The 17,307-nt window shown below is 69.9% G+C and carries 18 protein-coding genes; 7 read left to right on the top strand and 11 right to left on the bottom strand.

All coding sequences use genetic code 11. The annotated features are described in order from the left end of the window. Positions 1–3 precede the first annotated feature (3 nt). A complete protein-coding gene (locus ABIC28_RS12600; protein ID WP_257017538.1) occupies positions 4–1,410 on the bottom strand; it encodes a cellulase family glycosylhydrolase in 1,407 nt (468 codons plus the stop codon). 83 nt (positions 1,411–1,493) lie between these two features. Here ABIC28_RS12600 and ABIC28_RS12595 point away from each other — a divergent pair, with 83 nt between their 5' ends. Next, entirely contained in the window at positions 1,494–2,117 is a 624-nt protein-coding gene (locus ABIC28_RS12595) for a hypothetical protein (protein ID WP_097212504.1), read from the top strand. Here ABIC28_RS12595 and ABIC28_RS12590 read toward each other — a convergent pair. The 3 genes from ABIC28_RS12590 to ABIC28_RS12580 all read right to left on the bottom strand — a co-directional run bounded on the left by ABIC28_RS12590 (position 2,101) and on the right by ABIC28_RS12580 (position 5,114). Then, complete coding sequence (locus ABIC28_RS12590; protein WP_097212505.1) at positions 2,101–3,228, bottom strand: winged helix DNA-binding domain-containing protein; 1,128 nt, start codon at positions 3,226–3,228, stop codon at positions 2,101–2,103. The two genes, ABIC28_RS12595 and ABIC28_RS12590, sit on opposite strands and share 17 nt — an antisense overlap. 81 nt (positions 3,229–3,309) lie before the next feature. Continuing rightward, on the bottom strand, positions 3,310–4,224 hold the full coding sequence (locus ABIC28_RS12585; protein WP_097212506.1) for a serine hydrolase: 915 nt from the start codon (positions 4,222–4,224) through the stop codon (positions 3,310–3,312). Further along, entirely contained in the window at positions 4,221–5,114 is an 894-nt protein-coding gene (locus ABIC28_RS12580) for a LysR family transcriptional regulator (protein ID WP_354579109.1), read from the bottom strand. The genes ABIC28_RS12585 and ABIC28_RS12580 overlap by 4 nt, the downstream gene beginning before the upstream one ends. Positions 5,115–5,261: 147 nt before the next feature. On the opposite strand from ABIC28_RS12580, the gene bla reads away from it, so the two are divergent. Continuing rightward, a complete protein-coding gene (gene bla / locus ABIC28_RS12575) occupies positions 5,262–6,221 on the top strand; it encodes a class A beta-lactamase (RefSeq protein WP_209927200.1) in 960 nt (319 codons plus the stop codon). A gap of 37 nt (positions 6,222–6,258) precedes the next feature. Here bla and ABIC28_RS12570 read toward each other — a convergent pair whose 3' ends face one another. Then, complete coding sequence (locus ABIC28_RS12570; protein ID WP_077042429.1) at positions 6,259–6,753, bottom strand: YflT domain-containing protein; 495 nt, start codon at positions 6,751–6,753, stop codon at positions 6,259–6,261. Positions 6,754–6,814: 61 nt separating this feature from the next. Continuing rightward, positions 6,815–7,771, bottom strand: coding sequence for an HpcH/HpaI aldolase/citrate lyase family protein (locus ABIC28_RS12565; protein WP_077042430.1), 957 nt, complete (start codon positions 7,769–7,771; stop codon positions 6,815–6,817). A 32-nt stretch (positions 7,772–7,803) separates the two neighbouring features. Here ABIC28_RS12565 and ABIC28_RS12560 point away from each other — a divergent pair, with 32 nt between their 5' ends. The 5 genes from ABIC28_RS12560 to ABIC28_RS12540 all read left to right on the top strand — a co-directional run bounded on the left by ABIC28_RS12560 (position 7,804) and on the right by ABIC28_RS12540 (position 12,977). Further along, positions 7,804–9,075, top strand: coding sequence for a magnesium transporter MgtE N-terminal domain-containing protein (locus ABIC28_RS12560; protein WP_077042431.1), 1,272 nt, complete (start codon positions 7,804–7,806; stop codon positions 9,073–9,075). Next, positions 9,068–9,598 carry a DUF1003 domain-containing protein gene (locus ABIC28_RS12555; protein ID WP_097212508.1) on the top strand — a complete coding sequence of 177 codons (531 nt, stop codon included), beginning with the start codon at positions 9,068–9,070 and terminating at the stop codon, positions 9,596–9,598. The genes ABIC28_RS12560 and ABIC28_RS12555 overlap by 8 nt, the downstream gene beginning before the upstream one ends. A gap of 259 nt (positions 9,599–9,857) precedes the next feature. Then, entirely contained in the window at positions 9,858–10,736 is an 879-nt protein-coding gene (locus ABIC28_RS12550; protein WP_354579103.1) for a lytic transglycosylase domain-containing protein, read from the top strand. Positions 10,737–10,976: 240 nt separating this feature from the next. After that, entirely contained in the window at positions 10,977–11,816 is an 840-nt protein-coding gene (locus tag ABIC28_RS12545) for a lytic transglycosylase domain-containing protein (protein WP_097212510.1), read from the top strand. 24 nt (positions 11,817–11,840) lie between these two features. Further along, positions 11,841–12,977, top strand: a complete 1,137-nt coding sequence (locus ABIC28_RS12540) for an Mrp/NBP35 family ATP-binding protein (RefSeq protein ID WP_097212511.1) — start codon at positions 11,841–11,843, stop codon at positions 12,975–12,977. 9 nt (positions 12,978–12,986) lie between these two features. Here the strand turns inward: ABIC28_RS12540 and ABIC28_RS12535 are convergent, their stop codons facing one another. The 5 genes from ABIC28_RS12535 to ABIC28_RS12515 are packed head-to-tail and all read right to left on the bottom strand — an operon-like array spanning position 12,987 to position 17,270. Further along, positions 12,987–14,198 (bottom strand): vWA domain-containing protein, encoded by a 1,212-nt coding sequence (locus ABIC28_RS12535; protein ID WP_097212618.1) that lies wholly within the window; start codon positions 14,196–14,198, stop codon positions 12,987–12,989. Between the two features lie 9 nt (positions 14,199–14,207). After that, on the bottom strand, positions 14,208–14,861 hold the full coding sequence (locus ABIC28_RS12530) for an SRPBCC family protein (RefSeq protein ID WP_097212512.1): 654 nt from the start codon (positions 14,859–14,861) through the stop codon (positions 14,208–14,210). Between the two features lie 13 nt (positions 14,862–14,874). Continuing rightward, positions 14,875–15,789, bottom strand: a complete 915-nt coding sequence (locus ABIC28_RS12525; protein WP_097212513.1) for an AAA family ATPase — start codon at positions 15,787–15,789, stop codon at positions 14,875–14,877. 3 nt (positions 15,790–15,792) lie between these two features. Continuing rightward, entirely contained in the window at positions 15,793–16,377 is a 585-nt protein-coding gene (locus tag ABIC28_RS12520; RefSeq protein ID WP_097212514.1) for a nucleotidyltransferase family protein, read from the bottom strand. Next, positions 16,374–17,270, bottom strand: coding sequence for an XdhC family protein (locus ABIC28_RS12515; protein ID WP_209927205.1), 897 nt, complete (start codon positions 17,268–17,270; stop codon positions 16,374–16,376). Before ABIC28_RS12515 ends, ABIC28_RS12520 begins: the two co-directional genes overlap by 4 nt. Positions 17,271–17,307 lie beyond the last annotated feature (37 nt).

Here is a 17,307-nt window from a genome sequence, read left to right as displayed (position 1 = left end):
CGATCAGGGCGCCGGGGTGAGCGTCACGGTGACGTCCTCGTCCGCCTGCGGCTGCCGGAGGGTGAGCAGCCGGGATTGCTGATCCCAGGCCAGCACCTCGCCGCCGTCGACCGCCACGCCCGCGGGGAAGCCGCGCTGCGGCAGGTAGATCTCGGTGGGCGCCGAGATGTCGCGGTCGGGCCGGAAGGTCAGCTGGAGCCGGTCCGCGGACGCCTCCCACGAGATCGGCGTGCCCGCGACCGCGCGCGGGTACGGCGTGTCGAGTGCGGTGACGAGGTTGCGGGCGGTGCCGTCCTCCCCGTACGGACCCCACGGACCCGGATCGCGCGACCAGTAGCTCACGCCCGCACCGATCTCCGCCGCCGTGGCGTAGATCCGGTCCACGTAGTCGAGCGCACCGGGGAGCGTGGTGTCGAGCCCGAACTCCCCCAGGATGATCGGGGCGTCGCCGAGGGCGGCCGCGGTGCGCACGGTGTTGTCACGCCAGGAGGCGACGGTCGCGTCGACCAGGTCGCGGGAGGTGCCCTCGTAGCCCCCACCGAGGTCCATCGGCAGCGGATAGATGTGGGGGCAGTAGGCGATCCGCGCGTCGCCCTCGCGGCTGTCGGTGATCGCGCCGAGGCCGCTCGGGGTGCCCCAGTTGTTGCCCATCGCCTGCGGCGCCACACAGACCCAGCTGTCCTGGTCGACGGTGCGGATCGCGTCCGCCGACTTCTGGTAGAGCGACGTGAGCGGCCCTGACTCGAAGACGGGGCCCTGCAGGGTGCCGCCGTAGGGCTCGTTCATCAGGTCGTAGGCGACGACGGCGGGATGGTCGGCGAATCGCTCGGCCACCGCCCGCCACGCATTCGCGTAGTGCTCGGAGAGTTCGGGGTGCGCTCCGGTGGTGTTCCAGAAGTTGTCGAAGGCGCGGATCACGCCTGCGTCGAGGTAGTACTGCTCCCACATGTCGTGCGATCCGACCGGCAACCCGTCCATGTACGTGGCCCACGCGGGGGCACCGTTGCCGGCCTTGCCGCCCGGGGTGATCGCGGCCCCCCAGGTGTCCTGGTGCATATCGAGCATGACGTGATAGCCGCGGTCCGCGTACCAGTCGATGCGGTCCTCCACCCGGTCCAGGTATTCCTGGCTGTAGACGCCGGGCTCCGGCTCCACCGAGCGCCAGGAGATCAGGAACCGGACGAAGTTGGTGCCCATGTCGGTGTGTTCCCGCTCGAGGTCGGCCTCGGTGAACTCCGGCATGCCGTCGGGGGTGCTCTTCGCGCTGGATGCCGTGTTGAATCCGCGGAGGACGAGCGAACGTCCCTGGCCGTCGGTGAGGTACGACTCGGCAGGCGCCGGATCTGATCGCAGCACCGCGCCGACACCACCGGCGAGGACGAGCGCACCGGCCGCAACGAGGGACACCACTCTGGTTCGCCGCACAGGACTCACACCCAACTTTCTGCATGATTCTGGACGCTTGGTCCATTCGATCCCGTTAATGTTGCGGCATGTCTGACGCCAGCGCTGCTGTTTCGGTGAATCCGCAGGTCGATGCCGGTTTCCGCGCCCCGTGGCCGGCTGTCGCGACGCTTGCGGCGATCTCGGTCCTGTTCGGGGTCTGGTCGATCACGGGCGCCGTGCTCACCCGGATCCCGGAGCTGCTCGTCCCGAGCGCGATCGGGCTGCCCTTCGGCATCCCGGCGCTGCGGTTGTTCCCGCTGGGCGAGACGACCACCACCAACTGGCTCGTCGATTGCGCCGCGGCACTGGTGATGCTCGCCGTCGTCTGGATGCGGCTGACCGACTCGGCGCGCAGGCACCCCGGCGGCGGGGTCGGGCGCGCCTTCTTGGCGGGCCTTGGCGCCACCGTGACCGGCGTCCTCGCAGGCAACCTGATCCGCACGGTGTACCTGAGCTTCGTGCTGCAGGAGGGACCGGGCGCCTACCTGGCCTCGCTCGTCGGCGGCGCGCTCGTGTCGGCGGTCTGGGGCGCGATCGTCGGGCTGTTCGTTGGCGCGGCCCACGCGCTCGCGCGGCGGATCTCGCGGGGTACGGCGGCGGCGGAAGCGGGCAACGACCTTCCCGCAGCGGGCGAGTCGTCGATGGCGGAGGCGGCTACCGCGCGTCGGTGAACCGGATGTCGTGATCGTCGGCGTCGGGGTGCGCGAACGTCAGCAACCGCTGCGCCTCGGCCTCGAGCGCCGACGTGGCGCCCTTCGCGACCGGGGCGAATGTCGCGATCTCGACTGCCGCCGAACGCTTCTTGGCGGTGACCGTGACGAACCCGGCAACCTGGCCGCCCACCAGGACCGTCGGCTTGATGATCCCGTTCACGGTGAACACCACCTTGCGGTGCTCGTCGGCGATCACCCGACTCCGGTTCGCGTGGCCCAGCAGGACGCTGTCGTAGGGCGCGAGGATCCGTGGCGGCAGGCTTCCTGCCGGGTCAGGCCGCGGGGCGTCGGGCAGATCGAACAGTTCGGCACCGTCCTCGTCGACGAACACCCGCAACCTCGGGCGAAGTCGGTCGAACACCTCCCCCAGCCTGGTCAGGCCGGACCAGGCCTGTGCGTCCGCCGCCGACGCCGGGCCGTAGGCCGCCAGGTAACGCAGGATGATCTCGTCCGGAATCGGTTCGGACAGTGGCGTGTCCGTCCACCGCTCCAGGGTGGTGCAGACCGGCTGACCGGACCTGCCCCAGATCCCCCGCGGGGGCACCTGCACGAGCGGGAGCAGGGCCCGGACCGCATGTGCGAGGGCCACCGGGTCGCGGTCCGGCCAACGCTCGGCCAGCAGCGGCCGAAGGTCGGCCAGGCTCAGCGGGGTGCCCTCGAGGGTCGCCCGACTCCAGTCCGTCAGCGCCGCGAGGTCCATCCCGACGAGGGCGGCCTTGTGCTGGGTGTTCGTTCGCAGGTCCGCGTCCATGATGGGCCGCACCCACGGCCGCAGCGAGAGGGCATCGGCCGCGGTGACGGCGTGCACCGTGCCGCGCATCAGGGCGATCCGTACGACGTCCCGGTTCTCGATCGGCGCGGACAGGTCGGCGGGCCGAAATCCCTTGAGCCGAGCCCACAACGCGAAGTACGGCGCCATCGGCGCCTGCGCCTGCAGGCCGAACAGGTGGCCGACCAACTCGAGCGCGGTGCCGCTCGTGCGGCGCAGCAGGTGCTGACGGTCGAGCGTCGCGCGGCTCAGGGCCCTGCGGGACAATCGTTCTCGCCTGGCCTCGAGCCCCGCTGACATTGCACTCCCCTACCGCCGAAAGACTTCCGTCGCCGCACCAAGGGTAGGACATCGCACCACGAAACCCTCGGCACCGCGCACTCACGCGATGCGGCCGGAACGAAGTTCGGTCACCGCGATGTGAGCGGCCCGTCCGATCGCCCGGTCGACCACGGGCAGCACAGGATCGGCGCGCGCCGCCCGTGTGAAAATGGCTACGGCAACCGGAGTCTCGCCAGGGAAACCCACGACTGCCACCTCGTTGCGGATGGCCCCGATCGTCCCGGTCTTCCCCGCCACGGTCACCCCCGCATAGGGAAATCCCGAGCGGATTCGATGCGGCCAGATCTGTCCCGCCATGACCTCCCGGATGAACTGACCCTGATCCGCAGACACCACACCGTCGGTCCAGATCGCGTCGAGTAGCGACGTCATCTCTCTCGGGGTCGTCGCGCTCGTGAACGCCGGATCGTAGGCGGAGCCCGCCCACGCCTCGTCATTGTCGGCGAGTACCTCGAACGCTTCCCTCGTCGTGTGCGAATTCGCCTCCTCGAGCATGGTCCGATGGATATCCGCTGTGCCGCCGACGATTCGCGTGCGGAGCAGTCCGAGTTCGGCGAGCACCCGATCGATGCCGTCGAGTCCCACTCGTCCGAGGATGAGGTCCGCGGCGGCGTTATCGGACACCGTCATCATCGACAGGGCCAGATCGCGCCAACTCATCACCACCGGGTCCCGGAAGGTCGACACCCCGGTCGGCCCCGGCGTGCAGTCCGCGGGATTGATACGTACCGTCGCTGTCGGGGAGAGGGACCCCACGTCGAAAGCCCTGCACAGGGCAACCAAGAGTGGGAGTTTGTAGACGGACGCCGTCACGACGAGTTCGTCGGCACCGACCGAGACGGCGTCTTCGTCGTCGTCCGCTCGCCGCGTTCCGATGCGCCTGGCGTGAAGCCAGCCGGTGCAGCCGGCGTCGGCGAACACGTCGCGGATCCGCTTCTCCGCGGTCGTGCTCATCGTCCCGCCTTGAGGAGCACCCGGTCCAGTGCGCCTGCCGACAGCGCGAGATCGGCACCCGCCCGCCAGACGATACGAAGGCGCAGCGCAAGTTCCTCTCGCACCATGTCGACCCAGGACACGCCGGGCATCGTTGTCGGCGGAGTCGTCGTCACCCCGAAAGTGCCACCGGCCGCCACGCGGGCGAGCAGGTCTCGCGGCCCCGTCGAGACGACCACGTCCGGGTCAAGGCCACGGGCCCGCCACATGTCCACGAACAGGTCGTGAGCGGGGGGATTGTCCGATCGTGGACCTGTCGACAACGTCAGTCCCCGAAGCATCCGGACCTGCGCCTTCTTCGCGATCGCGGCCGGATTGTCGTCCGGCACGACCACCCAACGCCGAATCTTCAGTACGGGCCCACTATCGAGACCCGTGAGCAGCGCCGGGTGTTCGACCACAGCGACGTCGAGACTCCCTGTTCGGACGCTCTCCACCAGTTCGGTGGTGGTCGCAGTGGTGGTGACGACCCTGGTGGGCCTTGCCTTGTCGGCGTCGCGGAGCGCGCGGACACACCGCACCACCACGTCGTCGCCAAGCGAGTGCGTGACACCCCATCTCACCGCTGCGTCATGTCCGCCCGTGATGCGCCGAGCCTCGTCCTCGAATCTGGCAGCGTCGGAGACCAGGAGCCGTGCTCGCGGAAGCAACTGTCGCCCAGCGTCCGTGAGCCCGACGCCACGAGCGCTGCGGTGGACGAGCTCGGTGCCCAGCCTCTGTTCGAGACGCCGCAGGCCCTGCGACAACGGCGGTTGTGTCATTCCCAATCGTGCCGCGGCATTTCCGAAATGCCCCTCTTCCGCAACTGCGACAAAGAAATTCAAATGGCGGACCAGATCCATGGCCACCATTGAATCAGCCGATCAGGGGGCGTCAGGGGCGCGCGACGAATTGCTCCACACAGAATTGCCTCCTGAACTGGCGAGATAGCATTCTCGACTCGTCTCGACGCTGTGACCGTCTTTGCGCACGGCGGCGCCGACCCCGACATTGGGGTCATGACCAGAAATCGAGTTCATCCGAAATCGAAGCGGGGCAGCATCGGACATCACGGTGCCCGCACCCTCGCTCTCACTCTTCCGCTGCTTCTTGGCGCGTGCACGGCCGCCGCGGATCAGACCGTCCAGGACACTTCGGTGGCCGTGACACCGGAACTGCCCTCACTCGACACGAAACTCGACGCGCTGGAGGCCCGCTACTCCACGCGAATCGGGGTCACCGCAATCGATCCCGCGACCGGCCAGATCTACCAGCATCGGGGCGACGAACGATTCGCCCTGTGTTCGACGTTCAAGACGTACGCGGCCGCCGAGGTACTCCGCCGGACGCGGGCGGGCACATCGTCACTCGACAAACCGGTCCTGGTCGAACCCGGTGACCTCGTGGAGAATTCACCCGTCACCGCGGCCGCCGTCGGCACCCCGATGACACTGCGGCAGATTGCCGAAGCGGCGCTGACCCGGAGTGACAACACGGCAGGAAACTATCTACTCGAGGAGATCGGCGGGCCGCCCGCGATCACCTCACTCGCCCGCGAGATCGGAGACGAGAGCACCCGCCTGGACCGGTGGGAGACCGAACTGAACAGCGCGCTCCGCGGGGACCCGCGGGACACCTCCACACCGAAAGAACTCGCGGACGGCTACCAGGCACTGCTCCTGGGGGACGCGCTCGGATCTCCCGAACGCGCGCAACTCGTCGACTGGATGCGGGCGAGCAAGACGTCGGACAAGCGAATTCGCGCCGGTCTGCCGGACGGGTGGACCGCTGCGGCAAAATCCGGCGCAGGCCGGTTCGGGACCGTCAACGACGCAGGCGTCGCCTGGGACCGGGACGGCAACCCCCTGGTTCTCGCTATCCTCACCGACAGCCTGACCAATCAGGAGGATGCACAGGGGAACAATGAGGTGGTTGCCGACACCACCGCTGCGGTGGTCGAGGCCATGACTTCGCCGTGAGTCACCCGTGTGGAGACCCCTGGTGCGGCGGGAACCGTCAGATGGCCAGCTTGGCGAGCAGATCCCGCGCCCGCTCGGCGGTCTTCGGCTCGCACAGCACGTCGTAGCGGCCGGCCACCAACTGCATGGTGGACGCGAAATCACGCTGACCACGCGTGGCGGCGTACGGGATGGTGGTGGAGATCAATCCGAAGATGATGCCGCCGATGATGCCCGCGACCAGCGGGCCGAGGAGGCTGTCGGTGAAGAGTCCGAGCAGCAGGCCAAGGAACACACCCAACCAGGCTCCCGAAACGATTCCGCCACCAATCACTTTCGCCCAGGTGAGCCGTCCGAGAACGCGCTCGACCTGCATCAGGTCCACGCCGACGATGGTGACGTCCTCGACCGGGAAGGCCTGGTCCGACAGGTGATCGACGGCGCGCTGCGCCTCGGCATAGGTCGGGTACGAACCGATCGGCCAACCGGTGGGAGGGGTCGGCAGCGGCCCGCCGCGTCCGGTCCGATTCGGCTGTGCGAGCGGATTGGTCATCGTCTGTGCTCCCTCATCGGTGATTCAGCTCGTGAGAACTGCACTCTCGTCGATGTCCATCTTACTGAGAGTTCGGGTCGAACCGTGTGGTCCGCACCATGCCTGCCGCGCGCCCCTTGCCCGCGACGACCAGCGCCATCTTGGCGCTCGCCTCGTCGATCATCTCGTCACCGAGCATCGCGGCGCCGCGCCCGCCGCCCGCCGCCGAGGTGTGGAACTCGTACGCGTCGAGGATCATCTCGGCGTGGTCGTAGTCGGCCTGACGCGGGCTGAAAACCTCGTTGGCCGCATCGATCTGGCCGGGGTGGAGCACCCACTTGCCGTCGAAACCGAGCGCCGCGGTCCGCCCGGCGGCGCGCCGGAAGGCCTCGACGTCGCGGATCTGCAGGTACGGCCCGTCGATCGCCTCGAGCCCGTGCGCCCGCGCCGCCATCAGGATCGTCATCAGGATGTGGTGGTAGGCGTCGCCCGGCTCGTAACCCTCCGGCTGCTCGCCGACGACAAGGGTGCGCATGTTGATGCTCGCCATGAAGTCGGCGGGCCCGAAGACCAGCGTCTGCACCCGCGGGCTGGCGGTCGCGATGGCGTTGATGTTGGTCAGGCCGATCGCGTTCTCGATCTGCGCCTCGATGCCGATCCGGCCCACCTCGAGCCCATTGGCCCGCTCGACCTGGGTGAGCAGCAGATCGAGTGCCTGCACGTGACTCGCGTCGGTCACCTTCGGCAACAGGATGGCGTCGATCCGGGCACCTGCGCCGGAGACCACCTCGATGACGTCGGCGTGGGTCCACTCGGTGGTCCAGTCGTTGACCCGGACGACCCGGATCTGCTCACCCCATCCGTCGGAGTTCAGCGCATCGACGATCTCGGCCCTGGCCTGTGCCTTGGCGATCGGTGCGACGGCGTCCTCGAGATCGAGGAAGATCTCGTCGGCCGGCAATCCCTTGGCCTTGTCGATCATCTTCCTGCTGCTGCCGGGAACGGCAAGAATCGACCGACGCGGACGCGCGACCTGCATGTGGACCTCCAGTGTGAATTAGCCTGGCCATCATGGCAGCAGTGAGCAAGGTCTTCGTAGCCAGGCTCGCCGGCCTGGTGGTGCTCGGGCCCGACGGAGAATCGATCGGTCGCGTCCGCGACGTCGTCATCACCATCCGGGTCGGCCGACAACGCCCCCGAGTCCTCGGCCTGGTCGTCGAATTGCTCACCCGGCGAAGGATATTCATCCCGATGCTGCGGGTGACGGCCATCGAGCCCGGCTCGGTGACACTGACCGGCAACGTGAGCCTGCGCCGGTTCACCCAGAAACCCGGCGAGGTGTTGGCCCTGGCCCAGATACTCGACAGCCGGGTGCGTGTCGACGACCCCGAACACGACGACCTGGCCGGTCAGGAGGTTCTGGTCGCGGACCTGGGCATCGAGCTGACCAGGACGCGGGACTGGGTGGTCTCCCGCGTTGCGGTCCGCAAGCCCCGAGGCAGGCTCGCCCGCCGCACCGCGATGCAGATCGTCGACTGGCAGCACGTGCAGGGGCTGACGCAATCTCAGCTGGCCCTGCCGGGACAGGGCGTCTCGCAGCTGTTGGCACAGTTCGAGGGCATGCGTCCCGCCGACGTCGCCGAGGCCATCCGCGAGCTTCCCGACAAGCGCCGTCACGAGGTCGCGGTCGCGCTCGACGACGAGCGGCTCGCGGATGTGCTGCAGGAGTTGCCGTCCGACGATCAGACCGACCTGCTCACCCACCTCGAGGTGGAACGCGCGGCCGACGTGCTCGAGGCGATGGACCCCGACGACGCCGCGGACCTGCTGGGCGAGCTGCCCGACGCCGAGGCCGAGTCGCTGCTGCAGCTGATGGATCCCGAGGACTCCGAGCCCGTGCGCCGGCTGCTCGAGCACTCCCCCGACACCGCGGGCGGCCTGATGACGCCCGAACCGGTGATCCTCACGCCCTCGACCACCGTCGCCGAGGCGCTGGCCCGGGTCCGGAACCCGGATCTGACGCCTGCGCTGGCCAGCCTGGTGTTCGTCGTCCGGCCGCCGATCTCGACGCCGACCGGCCGATATCTCGGTTGCGTGCACCTACAGCAGCTGCTGCGGGAGCCGCCCGCGACCCTGGTCGGCGGGGTGCTGGACACCGACCTCACCCGGCTCGACCCGGACGAGTCGCTGACGGCGGTGACCCGCTACTTCGCGAGATACAACCTGGTGTGCGGACCGGTCGTCGATGACGAGGAACACCTGCTCGGCGCCGTCACCGTCGACGACGTGCTCGATCACCTGCTCCCTGAGGACTGGCGCGAACAGGAAGTGGCCGATGAGTGAGAAGCGGACATCGTCGGAGAAGACGACTGCACTGAGCGCACGTCAACGGCTCGACACACCGCGCGGATCCCGGCTGTTCAATTTCCAGATCGACGTCGAAGCCGTCGGCCGGGTCGGCGAGCGGTTCGCTCGGTTCCTCGGAACCGGGCGGTACCTGGCCATCCAGACGATCGTGGTGATCGTCTGGATCACCCTCAACGTGTTCGCGGTGCGGCTGCAGTGGGATCCGTACCCGTTCATCCTGCTCAACCTGGCGTTCTCCACCCAGGCCGCGTACGCCGCGCCGCTGATCCTGCTGGCGCAGAACCGGCAGGAGAACCGGGACCGCGTCTCGCTCGGGGAGGACCGGGCCAGGGCGGAACAGACCAAGGCCGACACCGAGTTCCTGGCCCGCGAGCTCGCCGCGCTGCGCCTGGCCGTCGGCGAGGTGGCCACAAGGGACTACCTGCGCCGCGAGCTCGAGGAGATCAAGTCCCTGCTGACCCCGCAGGATGAGGAAGAGCCGAGGCCCCCGCGCCGGTAGCACCACCCGAAAGGGCCACCACCTGCGTATCCACTCTGTAATCTGGGTCACATTTCGTGGGTTCGGGCATTGCGAAGGGTGGGCGCATGCGGATCAGGGGTCTCGCGGCCGGGTCGACGGCGACGTTGGTCGCGGTCGGGGCCGCTGCCACGGTCGTGGGCGCCGCGCTCGGCTTCGGACCGTTCGGTACCGCCGCACCCGCCCTGGCCGGGGTCGCGGTCACGACGCAGGACGCCCCCGATCCCGCGGGCACGGTCGGGTGCTGCCACCCGCGCCCAGGCCGGCCCGCGCACCGCACGCATACACCCCGCCCCCACCGGTCCAGTTCGAGCTGCCGCCCGCGCTGGCGCCCCGCCTGTCGCCGATGCCCGCGGCGATCACGGTGAGCGAACTCGGCATCCCCGAACTGGTGCTCGGCGCGTACCGGATGGCCGAGTCGACGATGGCCACGGAGGCACCGGACTGCGGGGTGACGTGGCATCTCCTGGCCGGGATCGGCCGGATCGAGTCCGGGCACGCGGGCGGCGGCCGTACCGACGCGGCGGGCACCACGCTGACCCCGATCCTGGGACCGGTCCTGAACGGGCACCTCGCGGGAAACCAGGTCATCACCGACACCGACGACGGCGCCCTGGACGGCGACAAGAAGCACGATCGCGCGGTCGGGCCCATGCAGTTCATCCCCAGCACCTGGACGCGGTACGCCGCCGACGGGAACGGCGACGGCACCGCCGACCCGAACAACGTCTTCGACGCCTCGCTCGCGGCCGCCCGGTACCTCTGCTCGGGTGGACTGAACCTGCGCGACAGCGCCCAAGAAGTCCGGGCGGTCCTGCGCTACAACAATTCGATGGCCTACGCCGCCAATGTGCTGGCGTGGTCCGCGGCATATGCGGGCGGCGGGACGCCCGCCCCCGGTTCGATCCCGGAGGTCCGGCCGGAGCCGGCCGAGCCGACGTCGGCACCCGAACCGGGACGCGCCGTCGATGCGGCCGCACCCGTCGCGCCCGCCGCACCGGCCCCAGCACCGGCGCCACTGATCCCCGGCCTGCCCGAGCTGCCGTGCCTGATCTTCTGTCCGCCGCCCGGCGGCACTCCCGCCGCGCCGGCGACGCCGCCTCCCCCGCCCGCACCCTGACAGTCCGGACGGAACGCTCGGCATCCCTTCGCCAGGTCTCGAACGGGTTCACTTTTCGGTCTCGACGCGCCCTCGGCGTGACCTAACTGAAACTATCCAATTTTCTTCGCTGACCAGTGATTACCTCCAGAATCCCGTTACGCAGATCACGGTAAAGTAACGGAAGTATCTCGAATTCGGGTAGCCTCGGCTCCGGTCGATAACAAATCAGTGCCCCGACCGGGACGCAGGAGGATCACCGTGGGTCGCCACAGCAAGAAGAACGATTCGAATCTTCGCCGCAACTCCGTCGTGGCACTCGCCGGGTTAGTCCCCGCCGGGCTGGTCGTCGGGACCACGGCAAGTGCCTCCCCCTCGCTCCCGTTCACGGTCGCCGCCGACTCCGCACCGATCGCCGACGTTCCCGCCGCCCCGCAGCCCGAGGCCGAGCCCGCCGCCGTGGCCACGCCCGCCGCCGAGGCCGCCCCGGTCCTCGCGCCCGCCCCCGAGCCCGCACCGGCGCCCGCGCCCGCCCCCCTGCCCGAGGGACCGCTCGGCATCCCCGGCGTCAACTTCGCCGCCTACCAGTCCGCCGAGAAGCTGCTCGCCAAGGACCTGCCCGGCTGTGGCATCAGCTGGATGCAGATCGCCGGCATCGGCATGGTCGAGTCGCACCACGCCAACGGCGGCAAGGCCCACGACAACGGCGACGTGTTCGAGCCGGTCATCGGCCTGCCGCTCAACGGCAGCCTGCCCGGACAGGCCGTCATCATGGACACCGACGGCGGCGCCCTCGACGGCGACACCGTCTACGACCGCGCGGTCGGCCCCACCCAGTTCATCCCCACCACCTGGGCGCAGTTCGGCGCCGACGGCAACGGCGACGGCAAGATCGACCCGCAGAACCTGTTCGACTCCGCCGCCGCGACCGGCAAGTACCTGTGCGACCGCGGGACCAACATGCGCGACATCGGCTCGGCCACCATGGCGATCCACCGCTACAACAACTCGATGGCGTACGTGGCCAACGTGACCGCATGGGCGCTGGCCTACTCGACCGGCATCACCCCCACCGCGGACGCCCTGCCGCGTATCCACTGAGTCCAGGCCACCTAGGATTAGGGCATGCCAGTAGTGACCGAGTCCGACGTTCGTAGCGCGCTGTCCCGGGTGCTCGATCCGGAGATCCGCAAACCCATCACCGAGCTGGGGATGGTCAAGAGCGTCGCGCTGTCCGACGACGCCAGCGTCGACATCGAGATCTACCTGACGACCGCGGGCTGCCCCATGCGGACCGAGATCACCGATCGGGTCACCAAGGCGGTCGCCGATGTGTCCGGCATCGGCGCCATCCGCGTCGAGCTCGACGTGATGAACGACGAGCAGCGCACCGAGCTGCGCAAGTCACTGCGCGGCGACTCGGCCGAGCCGGTCATCCCGTTCGCCCAGCCCGGCTCGCTGACCCGCGTGTATGCCGTGGCATCCGGCAAGGGCGGCGTCGGAAAGTCTTCCGTCACAGTCAATCTCGCGGCCGCCATGGCCGCCCGCGGCCTCTCGGTCGGTGTCCTCGACGCGGACATCTACGGCCACTCGGTCCCCCGGATGCTCGGCACCGACGCCAAGCCGACGCAGGTCGAGCGGATGATCATGCCGCCGCAGGCGCACGACGTGAAGCTCATCTCGATCGCGCAGTTCACCCAGGGCAACACCCCCGTCGTCTGGCGCGGGCCGATGCTGCACCGCGCGCTCCAGCAGTTCCTGGCCGACGTGTTCTGGGGCGACCTGGACGTGCTGCTGCTCGACCTGCCGCCCGGCACCGGTGACGTGGCGATCTCCGTCGCCCAGCTGATCCCCGGCGCGGAGATCCTGGTGGTCACCACCCCGCAGCAGGCCGCGGCCGAGGTGGCCGAGCGGGCGGGCGCGATCGCGCTGCAGACCCGCCAGCGCATCGTCGGCGTCGTGGAGAACATGTCCTGGATGGAGCTGCCGGACGGCACCAGGATGGAGGTGTTCGGCTCCGGGGGCGGTCAGGCCGTGTCCGACCGGCTCACCAAGGCCGTCGGAGCGAAGGTCCCGCTGCTCGGACAGATCCCGCTCGAGCAGGCGGTCCGCGAGGGCGGCGACGAGGGCGTCCCGATCGTGCTCAGCGATCCCGACTCCCCGGCAGGCACCGCGCTGCGGGATATCGCCGAGAAGCTCTCGGTCCGCTCGCGCGGCCTGGCGGGCATGTCGCTCGGCATCGACACCACGCGGCACCTGTAGGTCCGGCGCTCAACGGCCGCGCCACGCGGCGGCACCGATCACCTCGAGCGCCTCACGCACCGAGATCAGGGTGTCGGCGGCCAGCAGCCGGTCGCAGTACGGGAGCGCCGCGGCCATCGCCCCGACCAGCGGCTCGAACCCCGTCGCCCCCGCGCGTGGGTTGAGCCAGATCACGCGGTACGCCCTGCGGTGCAGGCGGGCCATCGCGGCGCCCAGCTGCTGCGGGCTGTCGCTGTCCCAGCCGTCCGAGGCGATGAGCACCACCGCCCCACGCAGCGCGTTGCCGTGGTGCGACGCGAGCAGGTCGCGCACGCTGCCGCCGATGTGGGTGCCGCCGAACCGGTCGACCACCCTGTCGTTGGCGTGCGCGACCGCGGCCTCGGCGGATCGGTGTGCGAGCACGGCGGTCAGCCTGGTCAGCCGCGTCGAGAAGGCGAAGACCTCCGCGTCGCCACGGGTCACGGCGGCACGCATCAGGTGCAGGTAGACGTCGGCATAGGGCTGCATGGACTGGCTCACGTCGCAGAGCATCACCATCCGCCGGGGCCGGATCACCGGCCTGGTGCGCACGATCGTCAGGGTCTCCCAGCCGGTGCGCCGAGACCGGGCGATCGTCTCCCGGAGCGCGATCCGCCTGCCCGCCGGGTGGCGTCGCCTTCGCCTCGTGCGTCGCCTCGGCCAGGCGACCGATGCCTCGTCCAACCAGCTGCGTAGTGCCCGCAACTCGTCCTCCCTGAACTCCCCGAACGGCCGGCCCTCCACCGCCTCCAGGCGGCCAGGCAATCGCAGGGGCAGGCTCGGCCCCTCCTCGCCGCGGTCGCGGGTGACCCGGACCGCCTCCATCGTCGCCCAGGGCAGTCCGACGCCCTGCGATTGCGTCGAGTCGCTCCCCGCGCGCGACACCAGCGCCGCAATGTGGGAATCGGGCAGCGAATGACGCAGCGCGCGGTGTGCATTCGGGTCCATCGCCAACAGCGACGCCCCGAAGACGCCCGTGAAGACCCGGTCGAAGCCGGCGAGATCGGCCTGCCTGCGCACCAGAGTCAGGCGCGCCGCCCAGTACAGGCGGGACATCGACGTCGGCCGCAACGACGACAGCGCCCTGGCGAACTCGGCCGCGGCGCCCTCGGTCACCGGGATCCGCGCTGCCCGCAGGCGCATCGTCAGCGCAATGGAGAAGGCCGCCAGGTCGATCCCCCTTGCCAGTGCCGGTTCGGCCATGACCACGGCTCAATGTCGCCACAGGAATCGAATGGCCAGCCCGACCACGAGACCGGCCAGCAGCGCCGCCGCGAGTGGGAGCAGCCGCTTCGCGAGGGCCGGTCCGGCCAACCCGAGCAGGTCGAGCGGCTCGGGCTCATGGGCCGGTTCCGGCGCCGCGACGAGCGCACCGGGTGCCTCCTCTGCCTGCGCCGCCGTCTCCGGCTCGCTTGCCTGCTCCCCCGCGGCCAGCTTGGCCTCGAGCGAGGCGGCGAACTGGTTCATCATCTTCTCCGACACCTGTGCGATGACGCCGCTGCCGAACTGCGCCAGCTTCCCGACCACCTTCATGTCGGTGTCGACGGTCACCCTCGTCGCGTCGCCCTCCTCGACCAGCCGCGCGGTGATGGTGGCGGAGGCGTTGCCCGCGCCCCGCGAATCCCGGCCGTTGGCCTCGATCACGGCTCGATGCGCCGCTCGGTCGGTTTCCCTGAACGCCGCCCGGCCGGAGAACTCGCTCGTCACGGGGCCGACCTTGACCTTCATCTTGCCCAGGTACGCGTCGCCGTCGCGCCCCGTCAGCTGCGCACCCGGGAGCAGAGGCGCGACCACATCGAGATCGGTCAGGGTGTCCCAGGCCGTCTCGATCGGCGCGTGCACCGTGAACTGATTTTCCAGCTTCATCGCCCTTGACCTCTCATGTGGTGACATCGGGTGCCGCGCACGGCGTGGCCCGATCGCGTTCGTTGTGGTCGAGCAGCGCGACGATCGAGTCCCGGTCGTCCGGGGTCTTGGCGATCGCACCGAGGCTCGTGACCGCCTCGGCGCGGCCGAGTTCGGTCGCGCCCAGTGCCGCGAGCGCCGACACCCAGTCGATCGACTCGGCCAGACCGGGCGGCTTGTCGAGGTCGAGCCCGCGGGCTTCGCCGACGAACTCGGTGACCTGTTTGATCAGCGCTGTGTTCGCCTCCGGTACGGTGCGCCGCAGGATCGCCACCGCGCGTTCGGGTTTCGGATACTCGATCCAGTGGTAGAGGCAGCGCCTGCGGAGCGCGTCGTGCAGATCGCGGCTGCGGTTGGAGGTGAGGACCACCACGGGCGGTCGCTCCGCGGCGAAGGTCCCGAGCTCCGGCACCGTGACGGACGACTCGCCGAGGAACTCGAGCAGCAATGCCTCGAATTCGTCATCGGCACGGTCGATCTCGTCGACCAGGAGCACGGGTGCCCCTGCGCCCCTGTGCCGCACGCACTGCAGAATCGGGCGCGGCAGCAGGAACTCCTCGGTGAACAGATCCGACTCGTCCAGCCGGCCGGCGCGCGACTCGGCCATCCGGATCGCGAGCAGCTGCCGTTGGTAGTTCCAGTCGTACAGGGCCTCACCGGCACCGAGCCCCTCGTAGCACTGGAGCCGGATCAGCGTGGTGTCGAGCGCGGCGGCGAGCGCCTTCGCCGCGGTCGTCTTACCCACTCCCGGCTCGCCTTCGAGCAACAGTGGCCGCCCGAGCGCCAGTGCCAGGTAGATCGCCGACGCCGTGCCCTCGTCCAGCAGGTAGTCCTGCGCGTCGAAGCGCCCGACGACGTCGGCGAGATCGGCGAACCCGGGCCGGCTCATGGCTCACCGAGAATCCTGCGCCTGCAGCGCCAGGTAGTCGTCCCAGGTGTCGACATCGAGCGGGATCTCGGCATCGACCGGCACCTCCAACACCGGGATCCGGCCCGATTCGAGCAGTTTCCACACCCCCTTGTCGCCGTGCAGCCCCCGCAGCTCGGGAAAGATACTGCGACCGAACCAGAGCGGGTGCCCGCGGCCGTCCCGGTATCGGCAGACCGCACTCGCGTCCGACGTCGCGACGTCGAGCAGTGCCGCGACCGTCGCCGACCGGACCCCGGGTTGGTCGCCGAGCATCAGGACGATGCCCCGCGCGTTCGGGTCGACCTCGTCCAGCGCGCGCGAGATCGTCGAGGCGCAGCCGGAACCGAAGTCGGGGTTGTGCACGACCTGTACCCCGGACAGGTCGACGGCGGCCTCCACCTCGGCCGCCGCCCCGCCGAGGGCCACCAGCACCTGGTCGAGGCGGCACTCGCGCGCGACCCGCAGCACCGCCGCCAGTAGCGGGGCGCCCCGGTACTCCAGCAGCTGCTTGGGCCTGCCGAGGCGGGCCGATCCCCCGGCCGCGAGGACGATGCCGGTGACCGTCACGGGGACCGCTCCCGCGCGTACTGGTCGCGGCACCCGGCGCTGCAGAACCAGTAGGTCTGCCCGTCGAGCTCGACCCGCGGGGTGTCCGCGCGGACCGTCACCGTCATGCCACAGTTCGGATCGGTGACCGTGTCCTGCGCCGCGGCGGCGAGTGCGGCGTCCAGAGCCGGGCTTCGGCGGGCCAGCTCGCCGAGCCGAATGCCATGCACGATCTGCGCGAGGATCGACAACGCGATCTCGGCAGGGGTGCGCGCGCCGATGGGCAACCCGGCCGGGGTGTGGACCCTGGCCCGCTCCGCCTCGTCGAGTTCGAGCTGATCCAGCACGCTCGCGCCGCGGATCCTGCTGGCGACCAGCCCGATGTATCCCACGCCGGCGTCGAGCGCGGACCTGATGGACTCCGCCTCGTTCCCCCCGAGTCCGACGATCACCGCCGCCACCGCGTCGCCGGGCCTGCCGCCCTCCTCGACCCGCTCGATCTGGAACCCCAGCATCCGGGCCAGCTCGGCGACCGCGTCCGCGGCGGGGTTGGTGCCCATCAGATACAGCCGCGCGGCGGGCAGTCGCGGCGCGAGGAAGATCTCCAGTGCGCCCCCGGACAGGCACGGGTTGACGACGACCGTCGCCCCCGGCGCCTCCGGGAACTGGGCCTGGCCGTCCGGCAGCACCCGCAGCAGCACGCTCTCCTCGGACTGCAGGGCATCGAGCGCGGCCCTGCGCACCGAACTCTCGGCGCACTGACCGCCGACGAAACCCTCGATGGTGCCGTCCGGCAGCACGATCGCCTCGTCGCCGGTGTGCGCGGAAGTCGGCGGCTCGGCCCGCACCACGGTCGCGTGCACGAACGGTTGCCTGCGGTCGATCAGCTCGGCGATCCGCGCGTTCGTCTCCATGCCCGCACCCTCCTGCGCTGTGCTGGGTCCTGCCCGG

The organism is Rhodococcus sp. PvR044, from assembly GCF_040548995.1.
Lineage (GTDB): Bacteria > Actinomycetota > Actinomycetes > Mycobacteriales > Mycobacteriaceae > Rhodococcus_G > Rhodococcus_G oryzae.
Note: the sequence above shows the minus strand (reverse complement) of the source record. Positions and strands in the feature narration are given on the sequence as shown.

What these genes read in the sequence shown, in the direction of transcription:
- ABIC28_RS12515 (WP_209927205.1), bottom strand. Translation starts at nt 17,270, where the DNA reads ATGGAGACGAACGCGCGGATCGCCGAGCTGATCGACCGCAGGCAACCG.
- ABIC28_RS12585 (WP_097212506.1), bottom strand. Translation starts at nt 4,224, where the DNA reads ATGAGCACGACCGCGGAGAAGCGGATCCGCGACGTGTTCGCCGACGCC.
- ABIC28_RS12560 (WP_077042431.1), top strand. Translation starts at nt 7,804, where the DNA reads ATGGCAGCAGTGAGCAAGGTCTTCGTAGCCAGGCTCGCCGGCCTGGTG.
- ABIC28_RS12540 (WP_097212511.1), top strand. Translation starts at nt 11,841, where the DNA reads ATGCCAGTAGTGACCGAGTCCGACGTTCGTAGCGCGCTGTCCCGGGTG.
- ABIC28_RS12530 (WP_097212512.1), bottom strand. Translation starts at nt 14,861, where the DNA reads ATGAAGCTGGAAAATCAGTTCACGGTGCACGCGCCGATCGAGACGGCC.
- ABIC28_RS12570 (WP_077042429.1), bottom strand. Translation starts at nt 6,753, where the DNA reads ATGACCAATCCGCTCGCACAGCCGAATCGGACCGGACGCGGCGGGCCG.
- ABIC28_RS12525 (WP_097212513.1), bottom strand. Translation starts at nt 15,789, where the DNA reads ATGAGCCGGCCCGGGTTCGCCGATCTCGCCGACGTCGTCGGGCGCTTC.
- ABIC28_RS12565 (WP_077042430.1), bottom strand. Translation starts at nt 7,771, where the DNA reads ATGCAGGTCGCGCGTCCGCGTCGGTCGATTCTTGCCGTTCCCGGCAGC.
- bla (WP_209927200.1), top strand. Translation starts at nt 5,262, where the DNA reads ATGACCAGAAATCGAGTTCATCCGAAATCGAAGCGGGGCAGCATCGGA.
- ABIC28_RS12555 (WP_097212508.1), top strand. Translation starts at nt 9,068, where the DNA reads ATGAGTGAGAAGCGGACATCGTCGGAGAAGACGACTGCACTGAGCGCA.
- ABIC28_RS12580 (WP_354579109.1), bottom strand. Translation starts at nt 5,114, where the DNA reads ATGGTGGCCATGGATCTGGTCCGCCATTTGAATTTCTTTGTCGCAGTT.
- ABIC28_RS12590 (WP_097212505.1), bottom strand. Translation starts at nt 3,228, where the DNA reads ATGTCAGCGGGGCTCGAGGCCAGGCGAGAACGATTGTCCCGCAGGGCC.
- ABIC28_RS12595 (WP_097212504.1), top strand. Translation starts at nt 1,494, where the DNA reads ATGTCTGACGCCAGCGCTGCTGTTTCGGTGAATCCGCAGGTCGATGCC.
- ABIC28_RS12535 (WP_097212618.1), bottom strand. Translation starts at nt 14,198, where the DNA reads ATGGCCGAACCGGCACTGGCAAGGGGGATCGACCTGGCGGCCTTCTCC.